The 19344-nt window shown below is 61.5% G+C and carries 18 protein-coding genes; 6 read left to right on the top strand and 12 right to left on the bottom strand.

The genetic code is table 11. The features are described 5' to 3' along the window. Positions 1-255: 255 nt before the first annotated feature. A complete protein-coding gene (locus JL474_RS01485) occupies positions 256-1713 on the bottom strand; it encodes a glyceraldehyde-3-phosphate dehydrogenase (RefSeq protein ID WP_203141274.1) in 1458 nt (485 codons plus the stop codon). 255 nt (positions 1714-1968) lie between these two features. Here JL474_RS01485 and mfd point away from each other — a divergent pair, with 255 nt between their 5' ends. Beyond that, positions 1969-5478, top strand: a complete 3510-nt coding sequence (gene mfd / locus JL474_RS01480; RefSeq protein ID WP_203140674.1) for a transcription-repair coupling factor — start codon at positions 1969-1971, stop codon at positions 5476-5478. Beyond that, a complete protein-coding gene (locus JL474_RS01475) occupies positions 5475-6290 on the top strand; it encodes a CsiV family protein (protein ID WP_203140673.1) in 816 nt (271 codons plus the stop codon). Before mfd ends, JL474_RS01475 begins: the two co-directional genes overlap by 4 nt. Here JL474_RS01475 and JL474_RS01470 read toward each other — a convergent pair. From JL474_RS01470 to JL474_RS01445, 6 genes are all read right to left on the bottom strand, one after another. After that, the gene (locus JL474_RS01470; RefSeq protein ID WP_203140672.1) at positions 6284-7051 is read right to left on the bottom strand and encodes an S-methyl-5'-thioinosine phosphorylase; all 768 of its coding nucleotides are present in this window, start codon (positions 7049-7051) and stop codon (positions 6284-6286) included. The genes JL474_RS01475 and JL474_RS01470 overlap by 7 nt on opposite strands. Next, a complete protein-coding gene (locus tag JL474_RS01465; RefSeq protein ID WP_236011958.1) occupies positions 7048-8286 on the bottom strand; it encodes a mechanosensitive ion channel family protein in 1239 nt (412 codons plus the stop codon). The genes JL474_RS01470 and JL474_RS01465 overlap by 4 nt, the downstream gene beginning before the upstream one ends. A gap of 87 nt (positions 8287-8373) precedes the next feature. Beyond that, positions 8374-8862 carry a L,D-transpeptidase family protein gene (locus tag JL474_RS01460; protein WP_223807784.1) on the bottom strand — a complete coding sequence of 163 codons (489 nt, stop codon included), beginning with the start codon at positions 8860-8862 and terminating at the stop codon, positions 8374-8376. Between the two features lie 175 nt (positions 8863-9037). Then, the gene (locus tag JL474_RS01455) at positions 9038-9697 is read right to left on the bottom strand and encodes a TetR/AcrR family transcriptional regulator (RefSeq protein WP_123633278.1); all 660 of its coding nucleotides are present in this window, start codon (positions 9695-9697) and stop codon (positions 9038-9040) included. Between the two features lie 213 nt (positions 9698-9910). Then, positions 9911-11122, bottom strand: a complete 1212-nt coding sequence (locus JL474_RS01450; protein WP_203140671.1) for an ammonium transporter — start codon at positions 11120-11122, stop codon at positions 9911-9913. Between the two features lie 371 nt (positions 11123-11493). Further along, positions 11494-12411: a hypothetical protein gene (locus JL474_RS01445; protein WP_203140670.1), complete on the bottom strand. Its 918-nt coding sequence runs from the start codon at positions 12409-12411 to the stop codon at positions 11494-11496. Positions 12412-12585: 174 nt separating this feature from the next. Between JL474_RS01445 and JL474_RS01440 the strand changes: the two genes are divergently transcribed. Then, the gene (locus tag JL474_RS01440; RefSeq protein ID WP_203140669.1) at positions 12586-13203 is read left to right on the top strand and encodes a riboflavin synthase subunit alpha; all 618 of its coding nucleotides are present in this window, start codon (positions 12586-12588) and stop codon (positions 13201-13203) included. On the opposite strand, the gene JL474_RS01435 is transcribed toward JL474_RS01440, so the two are convergent. Further along, positions 13193-14335, bottom strand: coding sequence for a class I SAM-dependent methyltransferase (locus tag JL474_RS01435; RefSeq protein WP_328797757.1), 1143 nt, complete (start codon positions 14333-14335; stop codon positions 13193-13195). The genes JL474_RS01440 and JL474_RS01435 overlap by 11 nt on opposite strands. Positions 14336-14476: 141 nt before the next feature. Between JL474_RS01435 and JL474_RS01430 the strand changes: the two genes are divergently transcribed. Both JL474_RS01430 and JL474_RS01425 read left to right on the top strand, forming a co-directional pair. After that, on the top strand, positions 14477-14914 hold the full coding sequence (locus JL474_RS01430) for a hypothetical protein (RefSeq protein ID WP_203140668.1): 438 nt from the start codon (positions 14477-14479) through the stop codon (positions 14912-14914). A 153-nt stretch (positions 14915-15067) separates the two neighbouring features. Then, the gene (locus JL474_RS01425) at positions 15068-15583 is read left to right on the top strand and encodes an acyl-CoA thioesterase (RefSeq protein ID WP_123633273.1); all 516 of its coding nucleotides are present in this window, start codon (positions 15068-15070) and stop codon (positions 15581-15583) included. Between the two features lie 14 nt (positions 15584-15597). On the opposite strand, the gene JL474_RS01420 is transcribed toward JL474_RS01425, so the two are convergent. After that, a complete protein-coding gene (locus JL474_RS01420; RefSeq protein ID WP_203140667.1) occupies positions 15598-16449 on the bottom strand; it encodes a UDP-2,3-diacylglucosamine diphosphatase in 852 nt (283 codons plus the stop codon). A 220-nt stretch (positions 16450-16669) separates the two neighbouring features. Between JL474_RS01420 and JL474_RS01415 the strand changes: the two genes are divergently transcribed. Then, positions 16670-16936: an acetyltransferase gene (locus JL474_RS01415; RefSeq protein ID WP_123633271.1), complete on the top strand. Its 267-nt coding sequence runs from the start codon at positions 16670-16672 to the stop codon at positions 16934-16936. Between the two features lie 5 nt (positions 16937-16941). Here JL474_RS01415 and JL474_RS01410 read toward each other — a convergent pair whose 3' ends face one another. The 3 genes from JL474_RS01410 to JL474_RS01400 form a co-directional block, all read right to left on the bottom strand. Further along, a complete protein-coding gene (locus JL474_RS01410; RefSeq protein ID WP_123633270.1) occupies positions 16942-17964 on the bottom strand; it encodes a class I SAM-dependent methyltransferase in 1023 nt (340 codons plus the stop codon). Between the two features lie 58 nt (positions 17965-18022). Beyond that, on the bottom strand, positions 18023-18901 hold the full coding sequence (locus tag JL474_RS01405; RefSeq protein WP_203140666.1) for a cell envelope integrity protein TolA: 879 nt from the start codon (positions 18899-18901) through the stop codon (positions 18023-18025). Between the two features lie 94 nt (positions 18902-18995). Then, positions 18996-19193, bottom strand: coding sequence for a hypothetical protein (locus tag JL474_RS01400; protein ID WP_203140665.1), 198 nt, complete (start codon positions 19191-19193; stop codon positions 18996-18998). Positions 19194-19344: the final 151 nt, after the last annotated feature.

Raw genomic sequence — 19344 nt, 5'->3', positions numbered from 1 at the left:
CCAGACGTACCCAAAATCGCGCCAATTATAGAGAGTCACACGACTATTTTCCACCTGGGCGGCCTCTACTTTACGCGTAGAAACAATATAATCAGTGGTTTATGAAGCTTCCGAATTATTACCATAGCCAACAAGTGCCATAGACACCAAACCCGCTTTCCAGACAAACAAAAACGCCCCGATACCTTTCGGCACCGGGGCGTTTCACCTGACGCGCTGACCGAAGCCGCCGTCAGAACTGTGCTTCCCGTGGTATCAGCGTACCCGCGCCGGGAAGATCGGGTAAGTGACACCCGCCATCTGGTTGACACAGCGTACCACCTGCGCGCTGTAGCCGAACTCGTTGTCGTACCAGACGTACAGGATCAGGCGACGGCCATTGGCAATCGTCGCCTGGGCGTCAACCACGCCGGCGTGACGGGAGCCGACGAAGTCTGTAGACACCACCTCCGGCGAGTTCACGAAGTCGATCTGCTTCTGCAATTCGGAGTGCAGCGCCATTTCCCGCAGATAATCGTTGGCGGAATCCACGGTGACGTCCTTGTCCAGGTTCAGGTTCAGGATCGCCATGGAGACGTTCGGCGTCGGTACGCGGATGGCATTACCGCTCAGCTTGCCCTTGAGTTCCGGCAGCGCCTTGGCAACCGCTTTCGCAGCACCGGTTTCGGTAATGACCATATTCAGCGGCGCGCTGCGACCACGGCGTGAGCCCTTGTGGTAGTTATCGATCAGGTTCTGGTCGTTGGTGTAGGAGTGCACGGTCTCCACGTGGCCGTCAACGATGCCGAATTCGTCGTGAATCGCCTTCAGGACCGGCGTGATGGCGTTGGTAGTGCAGGACGCGGCAGACAGGATGCGGTCGTCGGCCGTAATGTCGCCGTTGTTGATGCCGTAGACGATGTTCTTGATGTTTCCCTTGCCCGGCGCAGTCAGGATCACGCGGCTGGCGCCCTTGGACTTGAGATGCAGGCCCAGGCCTTCCTCGTCGCGCCACTTACCGGTGTTGTCGATGATAATGGCGTTATTGATGCCGTAATCGGTATAGTCCAGCTTGTCCGGACCATCGGAGTAGATCACCTTGATGAAGTTGCCGTTGGCGACCAACGCGCTGTTTTCCTGGTCCACGGTAATCGTACCGTTGAACGGGCCATGGACGGAATCGCGACGTAGCAGGCTGGCACGCTTCTCCAGGTCGTTTTCGGCACCGCCCTGACGCACGACGATGGCACGCAGGCGAAGGTTATTACCGCCGCCGGCCTTCTCGATCAGGATCCGGGCCAGCAGGCGACCGATCCGGCCAAAACCGTACAGGACCACGTCCTTGGTTTCGTTGTGGGCGTTCTCGTCACAGTCGGCAGCGTACTTGCCAACCACCTCCGCCACTTCGTCCTTCAGGAACTGCTCGAGGGACCGGTCGCCGCCCTGCTCCTTGAAGCGCACGGCCAGCTTGCCGATATCGATGTGGGCGCGGCCCAGCTCCAGCTTGTCCAGGGTTTCCAGGATCGGCAGGGTGTCGTGGACGGACAGCTCGCTGTCTTCAACCTGACGCACAAAACGGTGAGCCTTGAGAATGCCGATCACGGACTGGTTAATGATCGCTCTGCCGTAAATGGACGTAACGACATTGTTCTTGCGGTACAGGCGGCCGATCAGGGGAATCATCGCCTCCGCCATGGATTCTCTTTCAGTCCAGGCGGACAGGTGCTCGTTCATCTGCTCGTGACTCACGCGTAAACCTCTACTTTTTTGCACGGTAATGGCGGCCGCTATGCCGGGCGCCTCGAGTAATTTGGGCGCATATTATCCAATGTAAGGAACCGCCGAACAAGCCCAAGCAGGCCAGTCTGAGTGACGGTGCCATGACAGTCCGGTAACCGGCGGCTAGAATGGCACTCCCTATCAAACCGGGGTGCTCCGCTCACTTGAAGCGGCGGACATCCCCAAGCCAGCCAGGACGTGACACGCACCATGACACAAGCCGTTGCCAGCCCCAGCCTCCTTGCTCCCGAGATGCCGACCCAGCCGGCCAGCCATGAGATCTGGAGCGGTCTGCACGGCAGCGGACAGGCCCTGGCCATCTGCGAGGGCGCGCGGCGCCACGACGGCCTGACCCTGGTGATCACTGCCAGCACGGATGAGGCGATCCGCCTGGAGCAATCGCTGCGCTTCTTCCTGGGCCTGCCGGCGGATGAAAATGCCGAAGCCGTCACCGACGACGGCTTTGAATTGCTGTCGCTGCCGGATTGGGAAACCCTGCCCTACGACATGTTTTCGCCGCACCAGGACATTATTTCCCGGCGTATCCGCACACTGCACCGGCTGCCCCGGGCCCAACGCGGGCTGTTGGTCGTGCCGGCACGGACGCTGCTGCATCGCCTGGCCCCGGCCTCTTACCTGCAGGGCAACACGCTGCTGCTGGAAATCGGCCAGACCCTGGATATCGACCGCTGGCGCCAGCAACTGGAAGCCGCCGGTTACCGACACACCGAGAACGTCTACGAGCACGGCGAATACGCAGTGCGCGGCGCCATCCTGGATATTTTCCCGATGGGTGCCAGCCAGCCCTACCGGATCGACCTGTTCGACGACGAAATCGAAACCCTGCGCACCTTCGACCCGGAAACCCAGCGCTCCGTCGAGCAGATCGAGCGGATCGAATTGTTGCCGGCCAACGAATTTCCCTGGCACAAGGAAGCGCGCTCCAGCTTCCGCAACCGCTGGTTTGAGCATTTCCCGCATGCGGACAAGGATGCGCCCATCTATAAGGATGTGAGCCAGGGCATCACACCGCCAGGCATCGAGTACTATCTGCCGCTGTTCTTCGAGGAGACGGCAACGCTGTTCGACTACCTGCCGGGCAACACCCGCGTGTTTACCTCCGCCGGACTCGAACCGGCACTGGACCACGCCCGGGAGGAAGCGGAGGCGCGCTATGAGGATCGGCGCTACGATCGTTTTCGCCCGATTCTCGAGCCCGCCCAGCTGTTCATGGCCAAGGACGAGTGCTTCGGCCACATCAAACAGTTTCCACGGGTCACCCTCCAGACCGAAACGGCCGATGCCGGTGCCCGTGAACGCCATTGCGATACCCGCGCCATTGCCAACGTGGCCATGGACGGCAAAGCCCACGACCCGGCTCATCGCTTGAAAGACTTCCTGTCGGCATTTGGGGGACGAACCCTGCTGTGCGTGGAATCCGCCGGCCGCCGGGAGGCCCTGGCCGACAACCTGTCCGACTACGACTTGCATCCGGAAACACTGACGGACTGGCCGTCTTTCGTGACCGGCGAAGCGCCCCTGGCCATCACCATCGCGCCACTGGACGCCGGCTGCCTGCTGGCCCAACCCGGTCTCGCCCTGATCACCGAAACCGAATTGTTTGGCGAGCGCGTGCTGCAGCAGCGGCGCCGGGAGAAGCCGACGGAGATCAACGACTCGGGCTACCGCGACCTGTCAGAGCTGCGCATAGGTGCCCCGGTCGTACACATCGACCATGGCGTCGGGCGCTACCAGGGGCTTCAGACCATCGCCGTGGACAAGGAGACGGCCGAGGAATTCCTGACCCTTGAGTACGCCAACAACGCCAAGCTCTATGTGCCGGTCTCCAGCCTGCACCTGATTTCCCGCTACGCCGGCGCCGAAAACGAGCTGGCCCCGCTGCACAAGCTGGGCACCGACCGCTGGAGCCAGGCCAAGCAGAAGGCCCTGGAAAAAATCCGCGACACCGCCGCAGAACTGCTCGATGTCTACGCCCGGCGCGAGGCCCGCAAGGGCTTCGTCTTCGACAACCCGGCCGAGAGTTATCGCAGCTTTGTCGCCGGCTTCCCGTTCGAAGAGACACCGGACCAGCAGGCCGCCATTGAAGCCGTCATCGAGGATATGACCAGCGAACGACCGATGGACCGGCTGGTGTGCGGCGACGTGGGCTTCGGCAAGACGGAAGTCGCCATGCGGGCGGCGTTCATGGCCACCTATTCCGGCAAGCAGGTGGCCGTCCTGGTGCCGACCACCCTGCTCGCCCAGCAGCACTACGAATCCTTCCGGGATCGCTTTGCGGATACGCCGGTCAACGTCGAACTGCTGAGCCGCTTCCGCACCGGCAAGCAGGCCAGCCAGACCATGACCAACATCGAATCCGGCAAGGCGGACATCGTGATCGGCACCCACAAACTCCTGCAGGGGGATGTTCATTTCAAGAATCTGGGGCTGGTGATCATCGATGAGGAGCACCGCTTCGGCGTCCAGCAGAAAGAACGGCTCAAGGCGCTGCGCGCCGAGGTGGATCTGCTGACACTGACCGCCACGCCGATTCCCCGAACGCTGAACATGGCCATGGGCCACCTCCGCGACCTGTCCATCATCGCCACGCCACCAGCCCGGCGCCTGTCGGTGAAGACCTTTGTCCGCCAGCGCGAAGACGCCCTGATCAAGGAAGCGATCCTGCGGGAAATCCTGCGGGGTGGTCAGGTGTATTTCCTGCACAACGAAGTCAGCACCATCGAGAAGATGGCCTCGGATCTGCGCGAACTGATCCCCGAGGCCCGCGTGGGCGTGGCGCATGGCCAGATGCGCGAGCGTGAACTTGAGCAGATCATGTCCGACTTCTACCACAAGCGTTTCAACGTGCTGGTGTGCACCACCATCATCGAGACCGGCATCGACATCCCCAGCGCGAACACCATCATCATCGAGCGCGCAGACAAGTTCGGCCTGGCCCAACTGCACCAGCTGCGCGGTCGCGTCGGACGCTCCCACCATCAGGCCTACGCCTATCTGCTCACGCCCCCGCCCAAGAGCATGAGCAGCGATGCGGAAAAGCGCCTGGAGGCCATCTCCATGGCCCAGGACCTGGGCGCCGGCTTTATGCTGGCCACGCAGGACCTGGAGATCCGGGGTGCCGGCGAACTGCTGGGCGAGGAACAGAGCGGCCAGATCGAGACGATCGGCTTCACTCTTTACATGGAACTGCTGGACGAGGCCGTCAAAGCGATCCGCGAAGGCCGCACGCCCAATGCGGAATTACCATTAAGTCATGGCACCGAGATCAATCTGCGCATCCCCGCGCTGATTCCCGACGATTACCTGCCCGACGTCCACAACCGCCTGATGCTCTACAAACGCATCGCCAGCACGCGAACCCAGGACGAGCTGAAAGAGCTGCAGGTGGAGATGATCGACCGCTTCGGACTGCTGCCGGACCCGGCCAAGAACCTGATGCGCCAGTCCCAGTTGCGCATCCGGGCCGAGAAACTCGGCATTACCAAGATCGACGCCGGCAGCGAATGGGGCCGACTGGAATTCGGCCACCAGACACCGGTCGACCCCTTAATTCTTGTCCAGAAAGTCCAGAGCGCGCCGCAATCCTATAAACTGGAGGGCGCGAACACCTTCCGCTTCAGGCTGAAGGACACAACGACCGATGGTAAACTTGCCGGCGTCGCGGACATGCTCGGGGAGCTGGAGAAAGCGCCCGCGTGATCCATCGCCGCCTTTGGCCAGTGCCGCTGGCCCAGAAACGGGAGTACGGAGTTTTGCAGGATTTCCAGACACGCTGGCTGGCGCCGATGGCCCTGGCAATGGCACTTTTTTCAATCGCAGGCAGCGCCGCTGCCGCCGACAAGTACCGCGCCGAGCTGGTCCTGTTCGAACGGCTGGGCGCCACCGACAACATCGCCGAACAGATGCAGACCCGGCGGCCGGAAACGCCCCGGGACATCACCCGGAATCTCTGGACTGTGGGGCCCGGCGGTCAGGTGTCGTCCGACCTCAACCTGGTTTCCCGCAACAACCTCTATCTCAGCAGCGCCGCCAACCGCCTGGAAAGCAGCGGCCGCTACCGCGTACTGATGGCCACAGGCTGGGTCCAGTCGTTCCCGCCCGACTATAACGGCGAGCCGATGCGCATCTCCCTGGGGGATGTGATCGACAGTGCCGGCGATCGCGAAGTGGAAGGCTATATCGATATTGATCGGGTGCGTTACCTGCACGTCACCGCGAAGCTGAACCAGTGGCGCAAGGCCCGCCAGCCGGAAGCGACCTCTGACGCGATGGATCGCCGCGAGGCAGCGCCCGCAGCGCAGGACATGGGTAACAACCCTTACATGCCGGGCGGCGACGACACGTCGGGGCCGCAGGGTCTCACCAGCGATGCGCATCCGGATCGTGAGCTGGTCACCTGGCTGCACCAGACCCGGCGCATGCGCAGTGAGGAAATCCATTACCTGGACTCCCCCACCCTGGGCCTGCTCGTCTACTTCCAGCCCCTGGACGACCAGGGCGCGTCTCAGTAACCGCTTTGCAGGAACCGGGTCAACGTGGCCCGGACGCCTGACATGCCCTTATCAATGGCCGCCTGGATATCGTCCATCGTAATGATGTGATCCGATTTGCCGGCGGCCCAGTTCACCACCAGCGCCAGACAGGCGTACTCCAGTTCGAGTTCGGCGGCCAGAACGGCTTCCGGCATGCCGGTCATCCCGATCAGATCGCAACCGTCCCGCTCCAGCCGGCGCACTTCGGCCGCGGTTTCCAGCCGCGGCCCCTGGGTCGCGGCGTAGACCCCGAAATCGATGCAGTGGACGCCGCTGTCCAGGGCGGCGGCCTTGAGGGCCTCGCGCAGTCGCTCGGTGTAGGGATCGGTAAAGTCGATGTGGGTAACGTGATCCAGATCCCCTTCAAAGTAGGTGCTGGGGCGTCCCCAGGTGTAGTCGATCAACTGATCCGGAACCACGATTTGCGCCGGCCCCATGGCCGCATGAATCCCGCCGACCGCGTTCACACCGACCACCGACTTAACGCCGGCGTCTCGCAGGGCCCACAGATTGGCTCGATAATTCACCTGGTGCGGCGGAATGCAATGCGGATCACCATGGCGCGCAAGGAACACCACCGGCACGCCGCCCAGCCGCCCCATCACCAACGGCGCTGACGGCTCGCCCCAGGGCGTTTCGACACGGCGTTCACCGGTCATTTCCAGGCCATCCAGCTGCGTCAGGCCGGTACCACCAATAATGCCAATCGCCGGCGCTTGCGGGGCGTTTGCTTCACTCATGAGTCAACGTCTCCGTATGTGGTTTTGTCCGCCTTGCCGTCCTTGTTGTAGTCGCTGAGGGAGTCTGCCTCTCGATAATCAGGGCGGTCCCCGCCTTCGCCATCCTCGTCGGCCTGGCCCTGCTCGGCATCCCGCTCAAGTCGGACGGCGTCGGCCACATGCAACGTGCGGGTCGGGAAGGCCACTTCAGCGCCGTAACTGCCGATAATCTCGCTGATCTGCAGCAGCACATCCTGCTTGATGGCGTGGTACTTCACCCACTCCACCGTTTTGGTAAAGGTGTAGACCATGATGTCCAGCGAGGAATGGTTGAACTGGGTAAAATTGACGATCAGCGTCTGGTCGCTGTCGATCTCCTCGTGGTTCTCCAGCATCTCCCGGATGTCATGCACAATCGAGCTGATCTCGGCCACATCGACGTAGCGGATGCCAATGGTCTCGTTGATACGGCGGTTGGTCATGCGGGACGGGTTTTCCACCGAGATATTGGTGAACGCGGCATTGGGGACATAAAGCGGGCGCTTATCGAACGTGCGGATGGTCGTCAGACGCCAGCCGATGTGCTCGACCGTGCCTTCGATTTCCTGGTCGGGTGAGCGGATCCAGTCCCCCACCTTGAACGGGCGATCCAGATACACCATCAATCCCCCGAAGAAGTTGGCCAGCAGATCCTTGGCCGCAAACCCAATGGCGATACCCCCGATCCCGCCGAACGCCAGCACGCCCGAAATGCTGTATCCCAGCGTTTCCATGATCACCAGCGCGGCCGTAATGACCACCACGGCTCGGGCCAGCTTGCTGACCGCCAATACGGTAGTGTAGTCCATCGGCCGCCGCATTTTCGCGGGCGACGCCAGGATGCTCTCTGCCTGTTTGACGAAGCGCCACAGGGTCCAGACCAACAACCAGATGATGCCGATTTTCAGGATCGTATTATTGGCCTTGAAAATCTCGGCGTCGGAATAACGCTTGGCGATGTTCGCTGCCCAGTACACGCCCTGGAGCCAGACGAACCCGACCGCCGGCAGACGCAGCGCGTGCAGGAACGCGTCGTCCCAGAGGTTCTTGGTTTCGCCGAACTTGCGCTCCAGCCGGGCGATGATCCGGCTGACGATAAAGGCCACCAATGCCGTTGCACACACCATGGCGAACACGGCAATGGTGACCCGCCATTCAAGTGACAACAGGTTATAGTTCTCGACCCAACTCTGAATGCTCTGCGGCGTGTCTTCCAAATCGGTCTCCTGCTTCCTTTTCTATGGTCACCCATCCAGCGCATGAGCGGCACCATGATGACCTTCACGCGCCCATGTCACCGGCTTTTATTCCGTAATGGTGACCGGCGTGCCCGGCCGGACCATCGCGAACAGAGCGATCACGTCGTCATTGCGCATGCGAATGCAGCCATGGGAGGCGGCAACGCCCATCGGCTCGGTGTCGGGCGTACCGTGAATGTAAATGTAGCGGCGCATGGAGTCGACCTGTCCGCCGCGATTGCGGCCCGGTTCACGACCGCACAGCCAGAGGATCCGGGACAGGATCCAGTCCCGGTCCGGAAAGGCGTTCGCCAGTTCGGCTGTATAGATCTCGCCCGTCGGACGGCGACCGCGAAAAACCGTGCCGCGCGGCTGGTCGGTGCCAATGCAGGCACGCACATAATGCTCGCCCCGCGGCGTGCAGCCGGACCCGTTGGCTTCACCCGGACCGTTGGCCGCGGTCGACACCGAATAGGTCAATACCGCCCCGTCATTCATACGCGCGGTCAGCGTCTGGTGGGAAAGACTGATCTGCAGATGTTCAGCAACAGGCACACATCACCTCGGTCCAGTGAACCGGTTCCTTGGAATCCGGCTTGATGGCGCAGAGATTACCCCAGGCCAGCCACCCGTCACAACGGGCCAGGCCTCAAGAAGCGCGTGCAAAGGACTGCTTTTTACAAAACCGTCATGGAAAGATGGGGCCCGGACCGGGAGGATGGCACCGCGATCAGGCGGTCTTCGGCACCGAGATGGGATCGTCTGCCTGCAGGCCGGCGGCCAGGAACGGCACCAGGCGTGCGGCGATTTCCTGCACCGTGGTGTCGATACCCAGCTTGTTCTCGAGAATTTCGCGCAGGGCATCGCTGCTGGACATGGTAAAGGCCGTGGCGCCCAGCATGAACTGGATACGCCAGTAACGGTCCACCGCGGAGAGTTGCGGGGTGCCGGCCTTGAGCAGACGCATCAGGCGCCCGAAAGGCTCGCTGTATTCCTGTTCCAGGAACTTGCGAAGGTGCCCCTGGGACTGGGTGTAGGCCAATCCCAGCAGGCGCATGAAAATGGAGATGCCCTTCTCGTTGCGATGGGGCATGCGCACGGCGCTTTCCGTTAACACCCAAAGGGTTTGCTGCAGCGTGGGCGGCTCGCCTTTGCAACGGCGCTCCAGATCATCGAATGCTTTATCCAGGGTTTCGGAAAAAGGCGTCAGGAAACGGGCAAAAACCGCCTGGATCAGGGCGTTCTTTGAGCCAAAATGGTAATTGACCGCTGCCAGATTAACGTTAGCCTTACTGGTAATCATACGCAGCGATGTTTCAGAGAAGCCGCGTTCTGCGAACAGCTCTTCTGCAGCATTGAGGATGCGATCAACTGTATCGGACTGCGCCATAACCTACCGCCAAGGTGAACCTACCAAACGTATGTTTAAAACATACGTTTGATGGTTATCCTTGTCAAGCAAGCCAACCGGGTCGGCCAATGACGCCGCCTCTTCCTTCGCTCATCAATCTCGCTTGCCCCGGAGAATCCTCAGCCTTAACGCAGAAAACGCAGGCCCTTTCGGTGCCTGCGTTTTGCGATGGTAAGCGCCATTCTCTGCCGGCTACTTATCCATTGAAGTCGCTGCAATGCGGTGAACGGACAAATCCGCGCCCTCGAACTCTTCTTCCTGGGACAACCGGATCGAACTCACCGCGTTGACCAGCCCGTACACCACCAGACCGCCAACGAAAGCCACCACGATGCCCGTCACCGTACCGATCAGCTGCGCCATGAAGCTGACGCCGCCCAGTCCGCCCAGTACCGACTGGCCGAAGATCCCGGCGGCCAGGCCACCCCAGACACCACAAATCCCGTGCAGCGGCCACACACCGAGGACATCGTCCAGGCGCGGCATCTTGTTCTGGGCCCACTCGAACAGGAAGACGAACAGCGCACCGGCAACGCCGCCGGTCACCAGGGCACCGATCGGATGCATCAGGTCGGAACCGGCACAGACCGCCACCAGCCCCGCCAACGGCCCGTTATGAATAAAGCCGGGGTCCTTACGACCCACCAGCATCGCCACCACGATCCCGCCGACCATCGCCATCAGACTGTTCACGGCCACAAGGCCGCTGATGCCGTCCAGCGTCTGGGCAGACATCACGTTAAAGCCGAACCAGCCCACACACAGGATCCAGGCGCCCAGTGCCAGGAACGGGATATTGGACGGTGCAAAGGCCACCACCCGACCGTTACGGTAACGACCGTTGCGCGCGCCCAGCAACAGGATCGCGGCCAGCGCGATCCAGCCGCCAACGCCGTGGACAACAACCGAGCCGGCAAAGTCGTGGAATGGCGCGCCGAAGGTAGCGTCCAGCCAGGCCTGGAAACCGTAGTTCCCATTCCACACGAGTCCCTCGAAGAACGGATACACCAGAGCCACGATAAGACCGGAAGCCACCAGCATCGGATAGAATCGCGCCCGCTCTGCAATACCGCCGGACACAATGGCGGGAATCGCTGCCGCGAAGGTCAGCAGGAAGAAAAATTTGACCAGGTCGTACCCGTTGGCCTGGGTCAGTACCGAAGCACTGGCGAAGAAATTGGTATGGTAGGCCACACTGTAGCCAATAAAGAAATAGGCCAGCGTCGATACGCCAAAGTCCGTCATGATCTTGACCAGGGCGTTCACCTGGTTCTTGTGCCGCACGGTCCCGACTTCCAGGAAGGCAAAGCCGGCGTGCATGGCCAGCACCATGATCGCGCCCAGCAACAGGAAAAAGGTATTCGCACTCTGCAGCAGCGTTTCCACTGCGCTCGTCGTCTCCACGGTTCAATGCTCCCGTCTTTATTCTGATGAACTGCCAGGGCTGCGCGCGCAAGCCCGCGGACGATCATCCGTCCCACGCCTCGTTGCGCCTGCAAACCCCGCTGCATTATTTGGGCGCACACCGATACAAGAAATGTTCCAACGTGGAACACGGGCACTCATATCAAAGAGTTGGACGCTATAAACGATCGATTGGAAAGAAGAGGGAGATCTAAACGGCACGCATCTGGCACCATTATGGTGCATTCCAGGTGCATTATTTGCGGGAGAGCACTACATTTGCGCACAAAACAGAAGCTGAGCCGCACCAAAAAACGCCAAACAACGACCCATCGAGCCGACCCGACAACGAAAGCCACCCTGGTTGGTGGCTATTCCTGAGAGGGAGCGTCCGACTCATCGGAGCGATCGAGCTCTGCCGATTCCGACGAGGGCTCAGACGGTTGCTCCCAGCCGTTATCGATCGCCTGTTGATGGCCCTCAAAATAACGACTCTGAAGCCGGTCGTAAGCCTTCTCGGCTTCCAGCATGAAAATCAGGTAGAGCCTGATGTGCTCACGCCGTCGCAACTGGCGCGCCAGCACTCGCTTCTCGGACAGGTTAACCAGGGTGCTGAAACGGGTGGAACGCAGTGCCGGGTTGCAATCGGTCATCATCGCGCATTGCCACGCGAGCCCTTCCTCGCCCTCAAGATGCGCAATATGGCTGCGGGCCTCCCGCAACCGTTGCTGACGCAATAACAGGAGGTCCATATAGCTGGGCCTGGACGAGAATATCCGGCGAACAAACGGCACGCCGGCCAGGGCAATCAACACGAACGCACCGAACCCACTACCGGCCACCCAGGCGGGCACCATGCCGGGTACGCCGGCAAGAAACACCACCGCAGCCAGGGAGGCGGCAAACAGCCAGAGATCCCGACGGCGGCGAGCCGCCGACAGGGTAAAATTGTCGGGCCAGTCCGGTATGGCCAGTGTGTTGAAATCCAGCAGCAGGACCCGCTCGCACTGGCGCAACAAACGTCGTCGATCCCGCTGACGCAGGAGGACCGTCTCTTTGCTTTCCTCGGGCGGGCTTTCGTTGGCGTCTTCGCTCTCGCCCACAACCTCGGAGGGCTCGGCTACCTCGCCTGACGTTGATGGTTCCGGTCGCTGGGAGACTTCGGTGCTGCGGGTGGCCGGAGGCTGTGCCGCGCTCGTGGTGGCGGGCGGTTGGGTCGGCTTGGGATCGGCAGGACGCCCCGGCTGCAAAACAGGCGAGGGCCGCTCGTTCGCGTCGGATACTGCCATGCCTCGCCTCCCCTCGTTCATTTTATCTGCAACCGTCTACAGGCTATCGGCCTCTGTCCGAAAACCTTGAGCCCGCGGCCGCTTGGCATGATCCGGCAGGACCGTTATGCTACCGCCAGCCAGCGGGACGCCTGTCAGGCCGCCCCGAGTTCCCTTTCCCGCACTGGAGACGCCATGTTCACCGGAATCGTTCAGGGCCAGGCCCGAGTCATCAACGTCGAGCAACGCCCCGGCCTGTCCACGTTTGTCCTGGCCTTTCCGGACGATCGCGTCGACGGTGTGGAGATTGGCGCCTCGGTCGCCCTCAACGGCACCTGCCTGACCGTCACCCGACAGGACGGGAACGCACTCTATTTCGACGCCATGCAGGAGACCCTCAGCCTGACCACGCTGGGCGACCTGCAGGCCGGCGATCACGTCAACTTCGAACGTGCCGCCCGCATCGGCGATGAAATCGGCGGCCACCTGCTGTCCGGACACGTTCACACCACGGCCGAAGTGACGGCCATCGAAACGCCGGAGAACAATCGGACGATTCACTTCCGGGTGCCCCGGGACTGGATGAAGTACATCTTTGCCAAGGGCTACATCGCCATCAACGGGGCCAGTCTCACCATTGGCAGCGTGACGGAAGACACCTTCAACGTCCACCTGATCCCGGAAACCCTTCGCGTCACCACCTTTGGCACGCTGGAAACTGGCGACCGGGTGAACATCGAGATCGACAGCCAGACCCAAACCATCGTGGACACCCTGGCCCGCATGGGCTACGAACGGCCCGTCAGCGGCTGACGCGGCAGGCAAAAACCACGAATTTCGGATCGGCCGCCTGCTGCTGCACCGAGCTGAACCAGCGTTTCAGCTTGACGTGGTACCCCAGGTGGCGATTCCCCACCACCAGCAACTGCCCGGTGGGTGACAGTGCGGCCGCGGACTGACGGAACATTCGCAGGGCAATGTGATCGCCGACGGCTCCGCCCTCATGGAACGGCGGGTTGCACAGGATGAGATCGAAACGCCCATCACGCGGAACGCCGTCGCCGTGCTCAAATCGCGCTCGCCCGGCCACGCCTCTCGTCTCCGCATTGCGCTTGGCGCTGGCCAGCGCCTGACTGGAGACATCGGCAAACGTCACCGTGCAATCGTCACGGGTCAGCAACGCCGTCAGCCCGAGCACGCCATTACCACACCCAAGGTCCAGCACTTGGGTTCCCGACGGAAGAGAAGCCAATACCTCGCGCACAGAGGGCAGGAAAACCCGGGTTCCCTGATCGAGCTGGTCGCGGGAAAACACCGCAGGCAGCGCTTCGACCGGGCCTGAGACATCGTCCAGCGTGTACCCTCGCCATTGCCGGTTCCAATCCGCCAGTCCCGCCGTCCCGCGTGGCGCAACGATTACCCGGGCCTTGCGTCTGGCCGGCCGGGGTTCGTTGTTGCCCATCAGTCTTGTGAAGACATCGACGCAGCGATCGGGCAGGTGCTTGATCATCCCGCCGGCGATCACCACACCGTCGGGGGCCAGATGGTCGTTGGCCCAGCGCAGCAGGTATTCAAGGTAATCCAGATGACGCGGTATCTTGAGCACGACGGCGTCGAAAAGTCCCGCCGGCGGCGACAACCAGCTGTGAATAGACGGTGCCGGCAGGCCATTGAGGACGGCATTACGACTCACCCCCACCCGGCAAAGCGCGCTGTCGGCCAGGCTCATCGGGGCGATATCCGCCAACCCCAGGGTCAACGCGCCGAAACTGTCGTCCATAATCGCCACGCGGGGACGCCCCGCGTCGGCTCCCGGCCAGCGCTCCCGAACCGCCTCGATCAGCTGCTCATCCGCCGCGTCCCAGGCACGCAGGTCGCGCCCGCCCTTCCCCGGGCGCTCCAGGCGCAAGACGTCGTGATCCAGTTGCAGCTCGTTATCCGCCACGTCCTTTTCCCCGCTGTTTTAACGCCTGGGGCCATCCCTAGGCTGAACACTCTAATAATTGTCGCTATCGTAAACCCATCATCAAGTCAGCCCGCTTGTAGCCGGCGCCGACCGGCCACGCAGTCTACGCGAGAGGAAATCATGGTGCAGTATTCTTTGAAAGACAGTCTGGAAAACGTCAAACAGCTTCGCGAACGGATGGAAGCCCAGGTCCGCCCGCAGCTGGATGCCGCGTCGGTCGAACTGAAAAAGGTTCTCAAGGACATGGGCGCCGAACCGACCGAGAACGCCAGTTTGGCAGACATCGTCAACCAGATTCGCGAACGCAACCCGTCCCTGCGCCAGTTGGCACTGCGCCTGGACATCGCCACCTATGACGTCCGCAGAAAGCTGATCTGGAACGCCAATATGATGTCGGCCTACCTGACCGACCGTGCCGGCAAGGCGTATGAGCTGGACGTCAAACCCAAACTCCAGCATTACCGGACCAGCGCCGAAAGCCGCGCCAAGGCATTGATCGACCAATTGCACGACCTGCGTCCAAAGCACGCCAACGCTGAGAACAGCGACCGTCAGTGACGCCGCAAACCGAGCATCGACGACAGCTCCAGTTCACAACGGAGCTTTCTTGCCCCTCACCCCAGGGGCTTTTTTATGTCCGGATGGCCGTCAACAGCGCTATCTGAGAAACTGGCGACCCAAAGACCATCCGATTTCACGAAGGATTCGCCCATGCAAACACCCCGGACCGCGACGGTTTCGGCGTCCGCGATTGAAGGTCACGTCTACAAGGTCTTCCCGAACGACCTGAACGCCCACCAGACCGCGTTTGGCGGCATGATCATGGCCAAGTGCGACCGGCTTGCCCTGGTGGTGGCCGAACGCCATTCAGGCTGCGTCTGTGTCACGGCCGCGGTGGATTCCTTCGCGTTCCGGGCGCCTGCCAAGGGTAACGACACCCTGATCTTTCGGGTCTCAATCAATCGCAGCTGGCATTCGTCCATGGAAATCGGGGTGCGGGTGGTTGCGGAGAACAGCTACACGCGGGAGGAGCGGCACATCGTATCCGCCTATTTCACCTTCGTCGCGCTGGATGAAAAGGGCGAGCCGCTGACGGTGCCGGAAGTCGAGCCGGAAACCCAGAAGCAGCTGCGGCGCTACCGTGAAGCGGATATGCGACGCGAGGCGCGCCTGAAAATGCGCGCTGATCTCAAGCGCTCACGGGCCAACGATCCCAGCGCACCATAACAGACAGCATCGCCTCAGTGGCGCGAGGACACCCGTGCCGCAAGCCCTCCGGAATCCGGCTGAACTGGCGCAGGGCCTGTCCAGCCCGACTCCCGCGCCGGCGAACGCTCGGGCTCGGATTCCACAATGTGCGGCCGCTCCGACCAGTGCAGGATATCCAGGTGGCCGTCGAAGCCTTCCACCAGCGCGGTACAGTGCTCCACCCAATCGCCGTCATTGACGTAAAGGCCACCCGAGCCCTGCCGGAAACCGGCCGAGTGAATGTGCCCGCAGATGTAGCCATCGTACTGACCACGCTCGGCGGCGGTCAGGGCAGCCATCTCGAAACGCTGGATAAAAGCCCGGGCCTGACCAATGCGCGTCTTGATCCAGGCGGCCAACGACCAGTAGGGCTTGCTTCGCATCCGCCGCCAGGCGTTGTACCACCGGTTGAGGCGCAACAGGATGCCGTGCGCCCGATCGCCCACCAGAAGCAGCAGCGGGCTGCAGCGCACCACCTGATCGAACTCATCGCCATGGCACACCACGAACCGGCGTCCGTCCGCCGTGGTATGCATCGCCTTGTGGCGCAGGTCGATACCGGCCAGGGTCTGACCGCAGAAATTGCGCAGGAACTCATCGTGATTACCGGGCACGTAGATGACTTTCGTGCCGGTCGCCGCCAATTCGACAAGCTTGCGCACCACCGCCTGGTGCGACGCGGGGAAATGGACCCGTCGCTGCATGGCAATCAGATCAATAATGTCACCCACCAGATAAAGCGTTTCGCACCGCACGTTGTCGAGAAAATCCAATAGATAATCCGCCTGGCAGTCCGGTGACCCCAGGTGAACGTCCGAGATAAACACACTCCGGTATTGGTGCATCCGCCTTTCCCTCACCGTTGGCTGGTTTCATGGCCAGCCTCGCCCGTTGCAGTGACAGCTCTGTGACGGTTTGGGGACATTTCAGTGAATGCCGCGGCCCAACGACAATCTGCTTTTTTAGGGCCAACGTAAGGACTATGCTGACCATACAGTGAGCACAGGAAGCGCTGATTCAGTCCTCAATGGCGTCCGTTCAGCGGCTTCCCGACGGAGGTTTGCTATGTTACTCAAACACATGCCTACCGGGCATCTGATCGAGACCAACGACCTGACGACCTTGACCAACCCCTGCAAGGACACCGTGGAAGGCTGGTTCCTCTGGGGTGAAGAGACGCAGGATCCGGAAAGCTTCGACAAGCAGTCGTTATCGTTTCCATCCGGCGAGCAACTGCCCCATTGCTGGTGGGATATCCACTACCAGGAAGAAGGGCTGATACCGCACCGCCCGACCGCAATCGAGGGGACGCCCGGCTACTACGGCGCCTGAGGCGGCTATCGCCGAAACGCCCGGTAGACGCTGAACTTGCGGTCTTCGCTGAGGGTTTCGCAGGGACCGATGTAACGTTTGATCAGCTCCGGGTAAGGCAGGAAGCTGTTGGCCACAATGCGCAGCTCGCCACCGGATTGCAGGTGTCTGGCCGCGTCCCGCAGGAACGCTTCGGTCATCGTCGTATCGGTTTTCACGCCGGTGTGGAACGGCGGATTGCTGACCAGAAGCCGGTAATGACCGGTGACCGCCGCCAACCCATCCGATGGCCGAATCTCGCCTTTGACGTGGTTCCGGGCGTAGGTCTCCCGGGCACAGGCCACCGCCTGGAATTGCACGTCCACGGCATCGACGGTCAGGTCGGGCACCTTGCGAGCCAGCCACGCCCCCACCACACCGGCACCGCAGGCAAAGTCCAGCACCGGACCGGCCGGTGTCTCGCCTTCGAAGGAGGCCAACAACTGCTCCGTTCCGGCATCGAGTCGGCCGTCCGAGAAAATCCCCGGCAGGCCGGCCACGTCCAGCTCGATACCGCCGGCCCGGATAACGTGCCAGTTCCGCCAGGCAGACAGGTTGAACCCGGTCATACCAGCGGGCACCGTCGCCATCCAGACCTGGCAGTGACGAGCGCTGTCCACTTTGTAGGCATCCGGATAGGTAAACTGCAGCACCCGCGCCCCACCGGCAATGCCCTCTTTCTTTTCACCAATCAATAACAGCGTGCCGCCGGCACGGGTCAGATGCCCTGCCAGCGCCAGCCTCAGTTCCAACTCCTGCCGGGATTTGGGCATGAACACCACAACGCTGTCCACGCTGTCCGCAGCCAGCGCCGGGCCGTCATAGCCGAAAACCGACGGCCAGTCCGTCAGCGCCTGCCACTGTTCATGGATACCGGCATGATCGGTCACCAACAACCCGGGTTCCCCCGGAAGCTGGCCCAGTATGGAGGCATCCACCAGGCCAATCAGGGCCAGGCGGCCGTTCAGGTGTTCCCGGTTGCGGAGCAGGACATCGTGAGTATTAAGCATGGAGAATCGGTTCAGGCTGTTGGCGATGCGTTACTTTACCCGCTGAATCCGGCGATCGCTATTCGCCGGTGTAGCGAAACGTCAGGTGGCGATAGTACCGGGCCGCCACAATGGGCGAATCCGGCACCTCAAAGCGAGGCACAGCCCGGATGGCCTGCAGGGCGCTGGCATCCAACCGGGTGTTGCCGGAGGACTGGACAATGCGGGCCGACAACAAATAGCCCGATGGGTCCAGTTCAAAGGAAATCACCCCTTCCTCGAAGGCCCGGGCATCCAGTGGCTTGCGGAATCGCTCATCCACCTGGACCTGCATCCGCGCCAGGAAATGGTTGACCATCTGGATACGGCGACGCTCGATTTCACTGACCTGGGATCCGGCCCGGGCGCCCGCCAACTCCTGGTCCGACAGGGATTTCATCCCCTGGGGCGCCTGGGACTTCTTCTCCTGTTTCTCCGGAACCGACGCGGTCGCCTGCTTCGAGGTGACCTGCGGTCTGGCGGCCGCCTTCTCCGTCTTGTCCGGCTGACCCTCGGCGATGCGGGTCTTGTTATCCTCGGCGTTGACATGAGTCTGTGTCGGGGCGGTCTCACCCGCTACGGGCGTATCCTCGACAGGCGCCTCGAAATCGGTGCCGCGCAGGTCTGTCTTTTCAGCGTTATTCCGGGGCAGATGCTGACGCTGCTCGGGTTGCGCCTGTTGTTCGGCAACCGGCTGTTTTGGTTTTGGCTCGGGTTTCGGCGCCGGTTCCGGCTCAGGCTTTACGATTTCAATCGAGAGCGCGGCGGGAGCGCCCGTGGCATCCGGTTGCCAGAAGGTCCTGGGAAATAAAACGAACAGGAGAAGGTGGACACAAGCGCTCAGCGCCAGTATCAGGGCAAATCGGGGTTGTAACTGACGGGTATCGTCTGGACTCAGTAAACCGTCGGATGCTGCCATGTTCACCGGACAGGGAAAGGGGACCGTTTTCGATCATCTTTCCACAGCCCTGCATCAATGGAAACCTTCCACCGGTTACACTCAACGCTTCAAGTTACTTGTAGCGGGCCACAATGCCGACCTGCAACGCATCCTGCGGGGACATATCCCACTCGTCACGTTTGGCCTGGTCGGCCGGTTTGACCGGTGACGCCTCCGGCAGGGCGCCCTGGTGACCGGCGCTGTCCTTGTGACTCTTCCGTCGATCAATCATCTGCTGCATTTTCTTGAGCATGGTGCGTACCTCTTTCACCCACCGCAAATCATTGCATGTCTGACAGGTCGGGATGCGTCCATGACATCCCCCCGATGAGCGTTCCATTATCGCGATGGAACCGAGGCGTTATCGTGAACTGTTTCACGTGATTTTACAATTTTTTAACATTTACAATTGCTTACATAAA

Source organism: Marinobacter mangrovi, assembly GCF_016798325.1.
Taxonomy (GTDB): domain Bacteria; phylum Pseudomonadota; class Gammaproteobacteria; order Pseudomonadales; family Oleiphilaceae; genus Marinobacter_A; species Marinobacter_A mangrovi.
The sequence above is the reverse complement of the archived record's forward strand: the minus strand, read 5'-3'. Positions and strand labels throughout refer to the sequence as shown.

What these genes read in the sequence shown, in the direction of transcription:
- JL474_RS01410 (WP_123633270.1), bottom strand. Translation starts at nt 17,964, where the DNA reads ATGCTTAATACTCACGATGTCCTGCTCCGCAACCGGGAACACCTGAAC.
- JL474_RS01470 (WP_203140672.1), bottom strand. Translation starts at nt 7,051, where the DNA reads ATGAGTGAAGCAAACGCCCCGCAAGCGCCGGCGATTGGCATTATTGGT.
- JL474_RS01420 (WP_203140667.1), bottom strand. Translation starts at nt 16,449, where the DNA reads ATGCACCAATACCGGAGTGTGTTTATCTCGGACGTTCACCTGGGGTCA.
- JL474_RS01445 (WP_203140670.1), bottom strand. Translation starts at nt 12,411, where the DNA reads ATGGCAGTATCCGACGCGAACGAGCGGCCCTCGCCTGTTTTGCAGCCG.
- JL474_RS01425 (WP_123633273.1), top strand. Translation starts at nt 15,068, where the DNA reads ATGCAAACACCCCGGACCGCGACGGTTTCGGCGTCCGCGATTGAAGGT.
- JL474_RS01485 (WP_203141274.1), bottom strand. Translation starts at nt 1,713, where the DNA reads ATGAACGAGCACCTGTCCGCCTGGACTGAAAGAGAATCCATGGCGGAG.
- JL474_RS01405 (WP_203140666.1), bottom strand. Translation starts at nt 18,901, where the DNA reads ATGGCAGCATCCGACGGTTTACTGAGTCCAGACGATACCCGTCAGTTA.
- mfd (WP_203140674.1), top strand. Translation starts at nt 1,969, where the DNA reads ATGACACAAGCCGTTGCCAGCCCCAGCCTCCTTGCTCCCGAGATGCCG.
- JL474_RS01430 (WP_203140668.1), top strand. Translation starts at nt 14,477, where the DNA reads ATGGTGCAGTATTCTTTGAAAGACAGTCTGGAAAACGTCAAACAGCTT.
- JL474_RS01440 (WP_203140669.1), top strand. Translation starts at nt 12,586, where the DNA reads ATGTTCACCGGAATCGTTCAGGGCCAGGCCCGAGTCATCAACGTCGAG.
- JL474_RS01455 (WP_123633278.1), bottom strand. Translation starts at nt 9,697, where the DNA reads ATGGCGCAGTCCGATACAGTTGATCGCATCCTCAATGCTGCAGAAGAG.
- JL474_RS01415 (WP_123633271.1), top strand. Translation starts at nt 16,670, where the DNA reads ATGTTACTCAAACACATGCCTACCGGGCATCTGATCGAGACCAACGAC.